This is a genomic window from Flavobacterium sp. WV_118_3 (assembly GCF_039778605.1).
Taxonomy (GTDB): Bacteria; Bacteroidota; Bacteroidia; order Flavobacteriales; family Flavobacteriaceae; genus Flavobacterium.
The window spans coordinates 3,621,481-3,637,010 of sequence record NZ_CP156060.1 but is presented as its reverse complement, the minus strand read 5'-3'; the positions used below and the strand labels follow the sequence as shown (position 1 = coordinate 3,637,010).

The 15,530-nt window shown below is 41.4% G+C and carries 10 protein-coding genes; 4 read left to right on the top strand and 6 right to left on the bottom strand.

Annotated features, from left to right (window positions below; genetic code table 11):
• Positions 1–19: 19 nt before the first annotated feature.
• Together ABFU83_RS16930 and ABFU83_RS16925 are read left to right on the top strand one after the other, a co-directional pair.
• On the top strand, positions 20–3,223 hold the full coding sequence (locus tag ABFU83_RS16930; RefSeq protein WP_347067656.1) for a DUF2723 domain-containing protein: 3,204 nt from the start codon (positions 20–22) through the stop codon (positions 3,221–3,223).
• 58 nt (positions 3,224–3,281) lie between these two features.
• Positions 3,282–3,920 carry a polysaccharide deacetylase family protein gene (locus ABFU83_RS16925; RefSeq protein ID WP_347067654.1) on the top strand — a complete coding sequence of 213 codons (639 nt, stop codon included), beginning with the start codon at positions 3,282–3,284 and terminating at the stop codon, positions 3,918–3,920.
• On the opposite strand, the gene ABFU83_RS16920 is transcribed toward ABFU83_RS16925, so the two are convergent.
• The 3 genes from ABFU83_RS16920 to ABFU83_RS16910 form a co-directional block, all read right to left on the bottom strand.
• Complete coding sequence (locus ABFU83_RS16920) at positions 3,921–4,217, bottom strand: co-chaperone YbbN (protein WP_136403826.1); 297 nt, start codon at positions 4,215–4,217, stop codon at positions 3,921–3,923.
• A 73-nt stretch (positions 4,218–4,290) separates the two neighbouring features.
• Positions 4,291–5,526: a metallophosphoesterase gene (locus ABFU83_RS16915; protein WP_347070232.1), complete on the bottom strand. Its 1,236-nt coding sequence runs from the start codon at positions 5,524–5,526 to the stop codon at positions 4,291–4,293.
• Between the two features lie 70 nt (positions 5,527–5,596).
• The gene (locus ABFU83_RS16910; protein WP_347067651.1) at positions 5,597–7,078 is read right to left on the bottom strand and encodes a hypothetical protein; all 1,482 of its coding nucleotides are present in this window, start codon (positions 7,076–7,078) and stop codon (positions 5,597–5,599) included.
• 436 nt (positions 7,079–7,514) lie between these two features.
• Here ABFU83_RS16910 and ABFU83_RS16905 point away from each other — a divergent pair, with 436 nt between their 5' ends.
• Positions 7,515–10,115, top strand: a complete 2,601-nt coding sequence (locus tag ABFU83_RS16905) for an FG-GAP-like repeat-containing protein (protein WP_347067649.1) — start codon at positions 7,515–7,517, stop codon at positions 10,113–10,115.
• Between the two features lie 66 nt (positions 10,116–10,181).
• Here the strand turns inward: ABFU83_RS16905 and ABFU83_RS16900 are convergent, their stop codons facing one another.
• The 3 genes from ABFU83_RS16900 to ABFU83_RS16890 form a co-directional block, all read right to left on the bottom strand.
• Positions 10,182–10,382 carry a hypothetical protein gene (locus ABFU83_RS16900; RefSeq protein WP_347067647.1) on the bottom strand — a complete coding sequence of 67 codons (201 nt, stop codon included), beginning with the start codon at positions 10,380–10,382 and terminating at the stop codon, positions 10,182–10,184.
• 93 nt (positions 10,383–10,475) lie between these two features.
• A complete protein-coding gene (locus ABFU83_RS16895; protein ID WP_347067646.1) occupies positions 10,476–11,813 on the bottom strand; it encodes a HAMP domain-containing sensor histidine kinase in 1,338 nt (445 codons plus the stop codon).
• Positions 11,814–11,816: 3 nt separating this feature from the next.
• Positions 11,817–12,491, bottom strand: a complete 675-nt coding sequence (locus ABFU83_RS16890) for a response regulator transcription factor (protein WP_347067644.1) — start codon at positions 12,489–12,491, stop codon at positions 11,817–11,819.
• Between the two features lie 134 nt (positions 12,492–12,625).
• Here ABFU83_RS16890 and polA point away from each other — a divergent pair, with 134 nt between their 5' ends.
• Positions 12,626–15,475 (top strand): DNA polymerase I, encoded by a 2,850-nt coding sequence (polA, locus tag ABFU83_RS16885; protein WP_347067642.1) that lies wholly within the window; start codon positions 12,626–12,628, stop codon positions 15,473–15,475.
• Positions 15,476–15,530: the final 55 nt, after the last annotated feature.

Here is a 15,530-nt window from a genome sequence, read left to right as displayed (position 1 = left end):
AAAAATTAGACGGTATTATATGGTAACATTTAACTTTAAAAAATGGAATACCATCCTTGGATGGTTCACATTTGCAATTGCCTTAATCACGTATTCACTAACAGTAGAACCCTCATTAAGTTTTTGGGATTGTGGTGAATATATTGCCACTTCAGCCAAACTGGAAGTAGGTCACCCGCCGGGAGCACCTTTATTCCAAATGATAGGTGCCTTTTTCGCCATGTTTGCCTCCGGTCCGGAAAAAGTAGCCCTGATGGTAAACATGATGTCGGTATTTTCGAGTGCTTTCACCATTTTATTCATGTTTTGGTCAATGACCCTTATCCTGAAAAAAGTTGTTTCCAGCTATACCGAATTTAACAAAAACAATGCAATCGTAGTTTTAGGAAGTGCTTTAGTAGGTTCTCTTGCTTTTACTTTTACCGACAGTTTCTGGTTTAGTGCTACCGAAGCCGAAGTTTATGCTATGGCTTCCCTGTTTATAGCCGTATTATTTTGGCTTGGATTGCGTTGGGAAGAAGACATGCACAGTCCGCGTGGCAATAAATGGTTGTTATTGATCTCCTTGATGATCGGTTTGTCGTTTGGTGTCCACTTTATGGCATTATTAACCATTCCTTCCATTGGTTTGCTTTATTATTTTAAGAACTATAAAACCGTAACCGTTAAAAACTTTATCATTGCCAATATCGTTATTGTTGTGATCCTGTTTTTTGTTTTCAAGTTCTTATTACCGTACACCTTAGCCTTTTTCGGAAAAATGGAAATCTTTATGGTAAACTCCCTGGGATTACCGTTTAACTCCGGAACCATATTTGCCGCTTTACTGATTGTTCTTTTCTTCTATTTTGGTTTACGTTATACCAAAAAGAAAGAAAAACCATTATACAATACACTATTACTTTGTATCCTGTTTGTACTAATCGGGTTTTCAACCTGGCTGATGTTACCAATCCGTGCCAACGCAAACGTAGTGATCAACGAAAACAGACCGTCAGATGCGGCAGAAGTATTAGCGTACTATAACCGAGAGCAATACGGAGAGCAAAAAACATTTTACGGCCCGTTATTTACAGAAGGCTATGTAGGACTTGACGAAGAAAACCCCTATCAGGATGAAAAACCAAACTACGAACGGGATTATAAAACCGGAACGTATAAAATCGTAAACAACTACGTAAACGCCCGTCAGAACACCAGCGACGATCAAAAAGGATTTTTACCGAGAATGTGGAGTACCGATAATGCGGTAAACTATATGACCTTTACCCGTCCGGTTAAATTCACCATCAACCCGGAATATTCGCACGAAGACGAACTGGTACAAATCGTATCCGAATTTCGCAATGCATACAGCAGCGGTAAATTAGGAATTGAAGAATACGACAAATTCCTAAAAGCCTATGGCGAATACCTGATTATCGAAAAACCATCGTTTATCGACAACATGCAATTTATGTTCGAATACCAATTCGGCTATATGTACTGGCGTTACCTGATGTGGAACTTCACTGGCCGTCAGAACGATATACAAGGAAAATACGACACCCAAAACGGAAACTGGATCAGTGGTATCAAATTTATCGATGCCATTCGTTTAGGCTCACAAGACAACCTTCCTTCGGACGTATTAAACAACAAAGCACGTAACACGTATTACTTCTTACCTTTTATCCTGGGAATCATCGGAATGGTTTTCCATGCCCGAAAAGACCTGAAAAGTTTCTATGTATTACTGGTACTATTCCTTTTTACCAGTTTGGCCTTAAAAATATTCCTAAACGAACGTCCGTTTGAACCACGCGAAAGAGATTATGCCCTAGTTGGCTCTTTCTATATTTTCGCCATGTGGCTGGGCTTTGGTGTCTACGCTATTTACGACGGAATTAAAAATTATTTACAGCCAAAAATCGCCGGACCTGTGGTTATCGCAGCCTGTTTACTGGCCGCTCCGGTATTAATGGCTAAAGAAAACTGGGATGATCACGACCGTTCGCACCGCTATACGGCTGTTGCCATGGCAAAAGCGTATCTGGATTCCTGCGAACCAAATGCCATATTATTCACCATTGGAGACAACGACACGTTCCCACTTTGGTATGCTCAGGAAATTGAAGGTTACCGGACTGATGTACGAATTGTAAACACACAGTTATTCACACAAGACTGGTATATCGATCAGATGAAGTCGAAGGCCTACAATTCGGATCCGTTACCGATTTCATTTACACATGATCAGTATGTAAAAGGGAAACGCGATTATATGTTCTTCCAGGAATTAACTAAAGACCGTATCGACATCAAGCAATTCATCGACTTTATTAAGAGTGATGATGAACGAACCTTATTTACAATTCCAAGAAGCGGACAGAAAATTCACTTCTACCCGACCAATAAAATCCGCATTCCGGTTGACAAAGCAACCGTGATCAAAAACAAAGTAGTTAATCCGGCCTTAAACGATTCGATTGTTCCGGCTATCGACTTTGAAATCAAAGGAAGTGCTTTATATATCAACCGATTGATGATGCTGGATCTGGTTTACAACAACAACTGGAAACGTCCGATTTACTTTACCGGCGGAAGCTTTGGTGACGACGATTATATCTGGATGAAAGACTACCTGCAACTGGATGGAATGGTTTACAAACTGATTCCGGTTAAAACACCAATTCCAAAAGACGGAAGTCCGCTGGATATGGGGAATATCGATACCGAAAAGATGTATAAAATTGTGATGTCATGGGATTGGGGCAATAGTGGTGATCCGAGAATTTACCACGATCCGGAAACACGCAAAAACAGTATTTCTTACCGTACCAACCTGGCGCGATTAACCGAAAAGTTAATCGAAGAAGGCAAAAAAGACAAAGCCAAAAACATTATTGATCTGGCGATGCAAAAAATGCCAATCGATGCATTTGGTTTCTACACTTTTGTGGAACCGTTTGCATCCGGATATTACGAAGTGGGTGAAACCGCCAAAGCGCGCGACATCCTAAACAAGCTATCCAAAAAATACCAGGAAAACCTGACCTATTACAAAGGATTAAAAGCGGTAGAACAAAACGATATGTATGTTGACATTGTAACGGATATTGAGCGTTACCGCGCCTTACTCGATATCATGAAGCGATACGACAAAGACTTCTTCAACACGAACAAAACGAAGTTTAACAGTTACAACAAACTGTTCGAACGATTCGGAAGAGATATGGAATAACAAACCGAGAATATGCCTATGAAATCATGGGCATATTTCTTTTTTAGCTGATTTTATAATGAGTTTCTGGGTTAAAACAAACAGCATTGTCAAAAGACTATTTTTCAACCAGATTTGGGATATTCCAAATACGGAAAAAAAAGTATTTCTTACGTTCGACGATGGTCCGACACCTGAGATTACCGAATGGGTTTTAAACGTACTCGAAACGCATCAGATCCGGGCTACTTTTTTCTGCATCGGCCACAACATCGAAAAACATCCGGAGCTATTCAAAAAGGTTATAGCCGCCGGTCATCAGATCGGCAATCATACATTTAATCATTTAAAAGGCTGGAAAACGGATAACAGCACGTATATCCGCAATGCCAAAGCCTGCGAAGACACTATTGTAAAATACTCGGATGGTAAAATCAATTCCCGTTTGTTTCGTCCGCCTTACGGCAAGATAAAACCATCCCAATCCCGCTTATTGCGGAAACAGGGCTATAAGATCATTATGTGGGATGTTATCAGTATGGATTTCGACAAAACTATTACACCGGAAAAGTGCTTACAAAATGTAATCGAAAATGTCGAGCAGGGAAGTATTATCGTATGTCACGATAGCGTAAAAGCATTCGGAAACCTCGAATACCTGTTACCAAAAGTCATTCAGAATCTACAGGAACGCGGCTTCCGTTTTGGAGTACTTTAATTAATATTGCTCCTGCACCAGTGCAATAATTGTATTGGCATCCAACTCCCCGGATTGACGCCATACCATTTGCCCTTCTTTATAGATCATCAATGTAGGCAAACCTTTTATCCGTAATGCTTCGGCCAGTTCCTGATTTTTATCCACATCAATTTTGATCACTTTTGCTCTATCCCCTAAAGCAGCAGCGACATCCCGGATAACCGGATGCATGGAAACAGAAGGCTCATTCCAATCGGTATAAAAATCGATTAACACCGGCACTTGTGCATTGATAAGTTCTCCAAATTTTGACATAGTATACAAGTTTAAAATCTTTAACTAAACTTTTACGATCAATTAGCTATACAAATGTAGCATTTTTAACGAATTACGCTACTTTTTCGCCTTTTTTTAGTTCAATAACGGTAATTTCCGGCCAGATCCCCACACGTCCGGGATAGGCATGAAATCCGAAACCGCGGTTCACATAGATATATTTTCCCATTTCTTCATAAAGCCCTGCCCATTGTTTGTAAACATATTCAATTGGACTCCACTTGATTACACCCGGAATTTCGATTCCAAACTGCAACCCATGGGTATGTCCGCTCAAGGTAAGATGAAAATGTTTGTCGTATTTTTTCACTTCTGCATCCCAATGCGACGGATCATGGCTCATTAGAATTTTAAAATCATTATTCGTCAAACCTTCTGAAGCTTTGTGCAAATCGCCCGCCTGTTTGAACTTTACACCCCAGTTTTCAACCCCAACCAATGCAATTTCATCATCTCCCTTCCGAATCTTTACATGTTCGTTTAAAAGCAACTTAAAATCAATCTGTCGGTGCAGATCTTTAATCGCCTTAAAGTTATCGTCTTTTGCTTTTTGCGACGGCCATTCGATATATTCCCCGTAATCGTGATTCCCTAAGACGGAAAACTTACCCAAAGCCGGGGTTTCAATCTTTCGAAACGTATCGATCCACGGATGCATTTCATCAGCATGCGTATTAACGATATCACCCGTAAACAGGATAATATCCGATTTTTGTTCGTTGATCAAATCAATAGCATAGCTAATCTTCTCCGGGTTATCAAAGCTACCGCTATGCACATCGGATATCTGCGTAATGGTAGTTCCATCGAAACTATCTGGCAAATCCGGAAAGAAAATCGTTTGTCGGATTACCTTAAAATTATATTTCCCTTTGGTCATTCCGTACAACAGCGATGTAAACGGGATCAATGCCACCATTAGCGCCACCTGACTTACAAATTTGCGCCTTTCGGGAATGGCTTCCTTGATATTATCGGCCTGCGTAAAATAATTAATGGCGGTTGCAAACAAACGGTATATATCTTCCGTTAGCAATATAATCGCTATCAACAATTTCGGGATCAACGTGATTAAAAGCACCCCCATAGTAAACAAGGTCTGCTTTGTTTGTCCGACACTTCGATCAAATTGCGCAAACGAATAAATCAGATATATAAAAATGGCCAGACTCACCAACTGATAGCTTATCAATATCCATCTTTCTTTGGTGATGGTTCGGAATGCCTGGAATGCATACAATTCCACCAATAGTAAAATTACGCCTATAAAAACTAATCGCATTACAATAAATTAAGAAGCAAAGTAACAAAGAAAGCCATTACCGACGGATTTTCATTAGCAATAATTTAACTATACCTTATCGGATGGAAACACTAAACGATTTTATCGTAAAACTCTGATTACCGGTATTGATTCGTTTTACCCATATTTCAACAGCATCACCGGTATCCAGCATCACCGTTCCCTGAACCGGAAACGATTGTACATAACCGGCATTGGTATCGATAAAGGTTTCCGAAGCCGTTACCGCCGATGTACCGCCGGCTGCCGGAATTTTCATAATATAAAAAGCATAAGTCGTATTGGTACTTCCGGTAATATCGCCAAATGAAAGCGCGGCATTTACGGTAAAAATTCTGGATTTTCGTCCCTGATACGTCAGTCTGTTATTCGATGAAGTAAAACGGTATAAATTATTATTCGCCGTATTTGGAATATCGATTTTAACACCAGTGGTTGAAGGCAAAGCTGTAGCCGATTGCGTCAGTGTTCGATCGTAAAAAATATTCCCGGTCGAAACCGCATCCCCTTCCACAGGAATACCCGAACTATTCACCACCCAACGGTTATCAAAATTAAATCCGGTATAACTTCCCGTAGTATAGCGTTTCACATAGGTTCCGGCCGTACCTGTGGTATAAAACACCACATCTTTTAAAAGCGCATCACCCGTTATGGTTGGATTAAACGATACATCAATCCCGGTTTTCCCGGAGTTAACCACGCTAAAACCACCGGCGCGTTGTAACATATTGAACGTACCTTTAAAGGTTTCGAATGTCCCGGAATTCGTATCCTGCCAACCCACATTACTAATGAGTAACTGGTTTACATTTTCATAGGTAATCCCGGTTGTATTGGCTACAAACTGAACAATTGTTAAAAACACCAGGCCGAAGTTTTTAATATCACCAACCGCACCGGAACCCACCACAATGCAATCGCGAAAAATCAGATTCTGACTTGATGTCCCATTCAAATCGAACACTTTTACTGAAGCGGTTAGTGTGAGATTACGAAGGCTTCCTCCGGTAGCACCGGTAAAAAGTGTTCCGGTACGCACCAGCTTGTCGTTATTGGTATCCAATCCGGAAACATAGGCACCATTTAATTCGATTGGTTTGTCCAAATTAATAGTCCCATTGATTTCATAAAACGTACCAGCCGTTAACTTATACGTAGTTCCGCCTCCGGCTGTCGATTCGGCTGCTAAAACAGTCGCGAGTACATCGGTCGATTTGATTCTTTTAAAATTCAGTCGCCTGTCGCCATCTCCCAGCATCTTAATCCACGTAGTTGTTGGTAAATCATAAAAATAATAGGATTTAATATCCGTATCATATACCAGTAATCCATTCGCAGGACTTGTAATTGCTGTCCTTTGCGCAGTCGTCATACGCGGTGTTAATAGTCCTTTTGAGGTTGAGGTCATATCCAAAAGCGAACTCGCATCTGGCATCGTGGTTCCTATTCCAACCTGAGCCATAATTGGAGTGGCAAACAGGATCGATACAGCGAATAGGAGATTTCTAAAGAATGTAAAGGCTATTCTTTTCATAGAGGATGGATTTGGGGGTAGTTGTTTATTGCAACTAAAAATACTACATCCTAACAAAAAAAAATACTAAAAAACCAAATTTAACTCATCAAAAAACAAAAAATTAACATATACAAAGTATTTATTACGATTCCAATCACAAAACACTTACACACTCCGTAATAATAACGATCCATACCTTACCCTTTAGAACCGTTGTACATTCCGATATTCAGGAATATTACAAATACACCATTCCCAGTTATATTTCAAACAACACGCTTTAGACATACTAAAATTAGTACCGTATTTTTTTTCACTCCACAAATCATTCGTTAATTTTTTTAGCATTTCGAAACTCGGGCTGCCAAAAATCTCAAAAACTATCAAAAAAACCGATCTATTATTTTTATTTAATCTAAATAAATACATTTGTACCCACTTATTCAAATTTATCATGAAGAAAATATACTTACTCATTACGCTATTTTCCATGGCACAGGTGGATTGTAATGCGCAATTACTCACCCCAAACAGCTCGGTTTTTACCGGAGCCTTCTATGGGGATTGCGTGGCAGCCGACTTTAACAGCGATGGAATTAAGGAAATCATTGTATCCGGTGCACTTCCCGGCTACGATGGACATACGGCTTTGTATGTCAATCAAAACGGAACCTACGTTCCCAACACGGCAACCGCATTTACCCAGATTATGTATTCGGCGATAGGAACCGGCGATATCAACAATGACGGGCATCTTGATTTTGCCATAACCGGTACCCGAACCGATACCAACGAACAGGTTTTTGAGATCTACTACGGAAACGGCGACAATACCTTTACAAAAGCTACTGTAGACAACATTCAGGCAACGATTTACGGTGCGATAGAAATTGTCGACTTTGACAAAGATGGTGATATGGATATTCTGGTAAACGGAATGCTGGACAGTGGCGACAAAGTATCGACTATTTACCTACAAAACGGTACTACCGGAACGTTTACCGTTTCGGATACAGTGCTTTCGGGAACCTATTTCGGTGCTGCAAAAGTATTTGATGCCAATGGAGATGGCTGGCCAGATATAATGATCACTGGGTATACCAATGCCTATGTTCCGGAAACAAAATTCTACCTAAACCAAGGAAACGGAACATTTGTAGGTCATAACAGCGGATTGGATAACGTTTATTTTTCATCGATCGACACTGCCGACATCAATGGTGACGGGCATTCGGATGTACTATTATCCGGCATGAGCGATTCATTCGAGCCAACCCTGACAGTCTATTTAAACAACAGTTCGGCGCATTTTACACCAACCGGAGCTTCATTTATGGGAACCTACTACGGTAGTTCTCGTTTTGTAGACTATGACAACGACGGAGATCTGGACATCCTAACCTTGGGTTCGAATGCCGATGGAGACAATAAGGCTTTGTTCTACCGCAATAATGGCGCCGGAGAATTTACACTCGATACCGAAAACGCCAACCTTTTAACAGCCGTAACCATGTCACGCGCTTTGGTTTTTGATTATGACAACGACGGTGACACCGATCTTTTCCTGATGGGATATAAAGAAAATGACGTTGCATCCGCGACATTGTATACCAACAACAGTGTTCAGAATTGTACGCCAACCTATCAATACAATGCCGATAGTAATATGATCACCAATGTGTCTTTTGGAAGTATTAACAATCCATCACCTTTCCAATCGGGAACCACACCGACTTATGAAGATTTTTCAAGTATTAGTGCTACCGTAACCAAAGGACAAACCTACCCGATAGCAGTAAAAGGACCTTCCAGTTCTTTTCCCAGTGATGTAATGGTTTATATCGATTTTAACGGAAACGGAAACTTTAACGATGCCGGCGAAGGATTTTACATCGGTCAGTTAGCACCGGCGAACCCGGCCAATGCCAATACCGTGACTGCCAATATAACAATCCCGGCTACGGCTACTAACGGAACTGTTAAAATGCGAATCATTAAAAATACCAATGTAGCGGCATTGAGCAATCCGAATGCACCGAATACCATTACTGATCCATGTGACACGACTTTGAGAGCCGGACAAACGGAAGATTACACGCTTACGATCGAAAACAGTACGGTTTGCAATCAGGAACCGGGACAAGCCATAGGCGATGTGGGTTGTGTTACCTTTACGTATCAGGGACAAACGGTAACCTATGCTACGGTACGTGGTGCCGACAGAAATATCTGGTTACAACAAAACCTGGGAAGCCCGGCTGTAGCGACATCATCAACCGATGCGAATGCTTTTGGTGATCTATTCCAATGGGGGCGTTGGGACGATGGACATCAATTGCGTACTGCGACTACTGCCACATCACCGGCGAACAATAATCCAACCGGTATCGGAGCAGGAAATGCAAACTACTTTACGTCATCGCCAGCATGGTGGAACTCCAATCAGCTTACCGATACCTGGAGTGCTGCAACACCGGCCGCTGTTACCGCAACAGACGGATGTGATCCATGTCGCGCTTTGGGAGAAGGATGGAAAATGCCGTCGCAAACCGACTGGGAATTAATTGTTGAAAAAGAAGTGATCACTTCTCCATCAAAAGCCTATGACAGTAATTTAAAACTAACCGTAGGCGGAAACAGAGACACTACAGGAAACTTTAACTTTACCGGAGTACGTGGTTATTACTGGAGCCGTACGACAAGTTCAACCGGAGCAAAAAATTTATACTTCAGTAATGCAATCGTCAATCCGGCAGCCGGAGGTCCAAGAGGACAAGGCTCATCAGTACGTTGTTTAAAAGGCACGGCAGCACTTGGCGTAAACGACAATCTGAAAACAAAATTCAACATCTACCCGAATCCGACGCGTTCGCAGGTAACGATTGCGACTACTCAAACGGACATTATGGTAAAACTATTCAACGCGATAGGACAACAGGTATTGACCACCCAATCGAATGTGATCAACATGTCTGATATGGCCAGCGGTATTTATATCATCCAGATACAAACCGAAAATGGCGAAACCTATTCGCAAAAAATTGTGAAGCAATAATACGGTGCAAGCAAACACCTAAAATAAAAGAGGCCGGTTGATCACCGGCCTCTTGCTATTTTCTGACTATTTTTTTTCGCTTTTCATTTTTTGGTTATCCATTTTGGCATCCCCTTTTTTAGCTTCTTCTTTTTTTGGTTCTGCTTTTACTTCGGTTTTCGCATGATGCTCATGTTTTTTAGTGGTAACTGTTTTTGCAGGTGCTGTTTGAGCGAAAGCCATTGCTGTTGACACTACCATCCCAGCAACTAACATTAATTTTTTCATGATTTCAAAGTTTAATGATTAATTTATGAGTCAAAGTTACCTGCTGAAAATGAAGACAAAATGAAGATTAGACCTTATCTAAAATTTTAACATTTAATTGGCTTTTTCCGGTGACAGAAAATAAAGTGTAAACGTACTCCCCTGTCCTACAACGGAACGTACCTCGATACTGCAATTGTGAAAGCGCGCAATACTGTTGGCTATGGCCAAACCAAGCCCTTGCCCTTCTACTTGTAAATTGATTCGCGTAAAACGATCGAACAAGGTTTCCATCTGATCCGTCGGAATTCCTTGTCCGGTATCACTGATCGACAGCCAATACATACCGTTTTTAAAACCATCGGTCAACACAATTCGTCCAGCTTCCCGGTTATATTTAATCGCATTTCCCAACAGATTAAACAACAATATATGTACCAGGGTTCGGTTTCCCATAAAACAATAGTCGTGCTGTAATTCCGAAACCACCATGATCTTGCGATCCTTAATCCGGTCGTCGAGCTCTTCCAGCAATTCATCCAGTAATTCCCGCAATACAATGGTTTCATCCGACAGGAATTTGTGGTGTTCGATTTTTGAAATCAGCAATAGGTTATTGATAATCTTTTTCAGGTTGTCCAGAGTCCGGAGAGAACTTACAATTTTCTCCTGTCCTTCATCATTGATCGAATCGTTTTGTAACAGGTTTTCAAACCGGTTTTTCAGAATTGCGATCGGTGTTAGCAATTCGTGCGAAACATTGGCTATAAACTGTTTTTCTTTCCGGATCACATCCTGCATTCGTTCCATCATCTGATTTAGCGCCAGATCCAATTCCTTAAAATCGTCGGAATGCGTCTGAATCGTAGTCATATTATAGGTTTCCGGATTATCGATATGTCGGATTTTCAGATCAATAATTTTATAAAACGGACGCAACAGATAGTCGATATAAAACGCTTCCAGCAAAAACGTAAGCACAACCAACCCGATCAAAACGGCCACCGTAAAAAACCGAATCACAAAATACAGGTCTTTGACCTGCGCGAGGTTATTTCCGATTTCCAACAGATACGATTTTCCTCCATATTTAAAGAAATACTGTAAAATCCGGTATTCGTTTTCTTCTTTTTCGATGATCCGGGGTTCGGTTACAAAAACTGTATGCTGCTTGACAACCTGATGATCCGGCAATCGCGACAATTGCAAAAATTCACTGTGTAGCTTTGAAAAACTGGCATAGGTATCGTCCATACTGTTATCCGAAAGGAAATTAGTGATTTCTTCATTATCGAGATTCCGGATAAACTTCTCTTTCTTTTCCAGCAGACTGGTCGTGATATGCCGGAAGACTACTTTTTCGACCAATACCGGCAATACAAACCACAAAACCACGATCAGTACGATTCGGGTCAGAATACTAAAAACGGCTACCTGGTGTTTAAATTTCATCTGTTATTCATTGATACGATATCCGACATTCCGAACGGTTTCAAACCAGTCCAGTTTTTCATAATGCTCCAGTTTTTTCCGCAAATTCCGGACGTGTACGTCGATAAAATTCGAATCGGCATTCAATTCCAGAATATCGCCCCAAAGGTGTTCGGTTAACTGTAATCGGGTCACCACCCGGTTTTTATTCAGTACGAGATACTGAAAAACATCAAACTCTTTTTTGGTCAGTGCTATGGCATTTTCGCCATGTTTTACCTTATAATCCTGTAATTGGATACTAAATCCGTGAATACTCAGCTCATTTAAAGTAAACCCATGCATTCGTCGTATCACGGCAAAAATACGTGCACCGAGTTCGCTCAGTGCAAAAGGCTTGGTCAGATAATCATCGGCACCAAGCTGAAACCCGTTGATCCGATCGTCCAGTTCCCCGCGGGCCGTAATCACAATCACCCCCATTTTATGGCATTCTTTTCGAACAGCTTTTAGCAAATCCAATCCGTCGCCATCCGGCAAGCCCAGATCGAGCAACATCAGATCATAGGGATTTCGGTCGATCTCCTCCAGTGTTTCCCGACAACTTTGTTTTATTTTACAAAAATGGCCCACGCTGCTGAGGTAGGTTACTATTTCCCGAGCCAGTTCGTCATGATCTTCTACGATAATAATATTCATAGCTAACAAGGTTAAAACCAATTAAAATTACAGAATAATCGGAATCGACCGACAAGCGGTCGCATAAATTTCCATTGGAATTTCGATCGTATCAATATCGGATTCCGTATTTTTACAAGCAAATAGCATATATCATGTCACAACAAAAACGCCTTTTTCTACTGGATGCCTACGCACTGATCTTTCGTGGGTATTATGCCTTTATCAAAAACCCGCGCATCAACTCCAAAGGATTGGATACGTCGGCCATTATGGGATTTATGAATTCCCTGATGGATGTGATTAAAAGAGAAAAGCCCGGTTATCTGGCCGTTGCCTTCGATAAAGGAGGAAGCGAACTCAGAAGCCAAATGTTCCCCGAATACAAAGCCAACCGCGATGAAACGCCGGAGGCCATCAAAATAGCCGTTCCGTATATTCAGGAAATCCTGAAGGCCATGCATATTCCGATTATGGAATTACCCGGTTATGAAGCCGACGACCTTATCGGAACGTTGGCCAAACAAGCCGAAAAAGAAGGCTATACCGTTTATATGGTTACACCCGATAAAGACTTTGCTCAGTTGGTATCCGAAAACATTTTTATGTACCGGCCGGCACGTATGGGTAATGATATTGAAATCTGGGGTGTTCCGCAGGTATTGGAAAAATTCGAAATTGAACGTCCCGAACAGGTGATCGACTTTTTGGGAATGATGGGTGATGCCGTAGACAACATTCCGGGACTTCCGGGTGTGGGCGAAAAAACCGCGAAAAAATTATTAAAAGAATACGGATCGATGGAAAACCTTTTGGCCAATACGCACGAGCTAAAAGGTAAAATGAAAGAAAACATCGAGGCCAATGCTGAAAAAGGAATATTATCCAAAACGCTGGCCACCATTTTATTGGATTGTCCGGTGCAATTCGACGAAAAAAACTTCGAATTATCCCGCCCGGATGTAGCCAAAACCGAAGCCATTTTCCAGAAACTGGAATTCCGTAGAATGCAAGAACAGTTCGATAAACTTTTTGCGGACGGTTCCGAATTTGACGAGATTAACACCAACAATCTGGAACCTTCCGCTTCAACCGTATCCAAAACACGGAAAACAGCGAAAAACGAAGACCAGACTTCTTTATTTGACGACGGTCAGGTAGCAACAACCACTACGCACAACAGCTTTTACGATACACTGGAAACCACCAGTCACAATTACCAGATCGTACAAGGTGATTTAGGAATCCGTTTGTTGGTTCAAAACCTGTTACAGCAACCGGAAGTTTGTTTTGACACCGAAACAACCGGATTGGACGCCTTACATGCCGAACTGGTTGGAATCGCTTTCTCTTATGAAAAAGGAAAAGGCTTTTATGTTCCGTTCCCGGACAATCAGGAAGAAGCCAAAACCTTATTGGAAAAACTACTACCCTTTTTCGAAAACGAAACCATCCTCAAAATAGGACAAAACCTAAAATACGACCTGAAAGTGCTGGCCAATTATGGCATTACGGTAAAAGGTCGTTTATTCGACACCATGATTGCACATTATCTGATCAATCCGGATATGCGTCATAACATGGATGTCTTGTCTGAAACCTATTTAAAATACGCCCCAAAATCGATCGAAACACTGATTGGTAAAAAAGGGAAAAATCAGAAATCAATGCGCGATGTCGCTTTGGAAGACATCAAGGAATATGCGGTGGAAGATGCCGATGTTACGCTACAATTAAAAGCGCTTTTCTCGGAAAAACTCGACAAAACCGGAACGAAAAAGCTATTCGAAGATATCGAAATTCCGTTGGTAGCCGTATTGGCCGATATGGAACGTGAAGGTATCCGACTGGATGTTGACTTCCTGAAATCCTTATCTAAGGATATGGAAATTGAAATCAAAACCCTGGAACAAAAAATCTATGAAATTGCCGGAGAACATTTTAATCTGGCCTCACCAAAACAGTTGGGTGATATTCTGTTCGAAAAGCTGAAAATCGGCGGAGCCAAACAGAAAAAAACCAAAACCGGTCAGTATGCAACCGGCGAAGAAGTTTTGAGTTACCTGGCCAACGAACATGAGATTGTTCAGAGTATTTTAGACTGGCGTCAGTTGGTTAAATTAAAAAACACCTATATCGATGCGTTGCCAACACAGGTCGACAAAGCCACCCAACGCGTTCATACCGATTATATGCAAACTGTTGCTGCAACCGGTCGTTTAAGTTCGAACAATCCGAACCTGCAAAACATTCCGATCCGAACCGAACGAGGTCGCCAGATCCGGAAAGCATTTATTGCCCGCGATGAAAACTACACCCTGGTTTCTGCCGATTACTCGCAGATAGAGCTTCGTATTATCGCCGCCTTAAGCGGAGAACCGAACATGATCAAGTCGTTCCAAAACGGCGAAGACATTCACGCGTCAACCGCAGCCAAAGTATTTAACGTACCGTTGGAAGCCGTAACCCGCGAACAGCGTAGCCATGCCAAAACAGTAAACTTCGGAATCATCTATGGTGTTTCGGCCTTCGGATTGAGTAACCAAACGTCGTTATCCCGTTCGGAAAGTAAAGAATTGATCGACGCCTACTACCAGACCTACCCGAGACTAAAAGCCTATATTCAGGAACAAATGGAATCGGCTCGTGAACACGGCTATGTACAAACCGTATTAGGCCGTCGTCGTTATTTAAAAGACATCAACTCCGCGAATGCCGTAGTTCGTGGCGCTGCCGAACGAAATGCCGTTAACGCGCCAATTCAGGGAAGTGCTGCCGACATCATCAAAATTGCCATGATCAATATTCATAAACGATTGATTTCCGAAAACTGGAAAAGTAAGATGTTGTTACAGGTACACGATGAGCTTGTATTTGACGTTCACAACAGCGAACTGGAACGTATTCAGCCCATGATTAAACACGAAATGGAAGAAGCTTTTAAACTGGATGTCCCTTTGGAAGTAGAATTAGGATATGGAAAAGACTGGCTACAGGCACATTAATCATTCTAAAAACAATTTGTTATATCTTTTTATATCATATTTATAAAAATTTAAT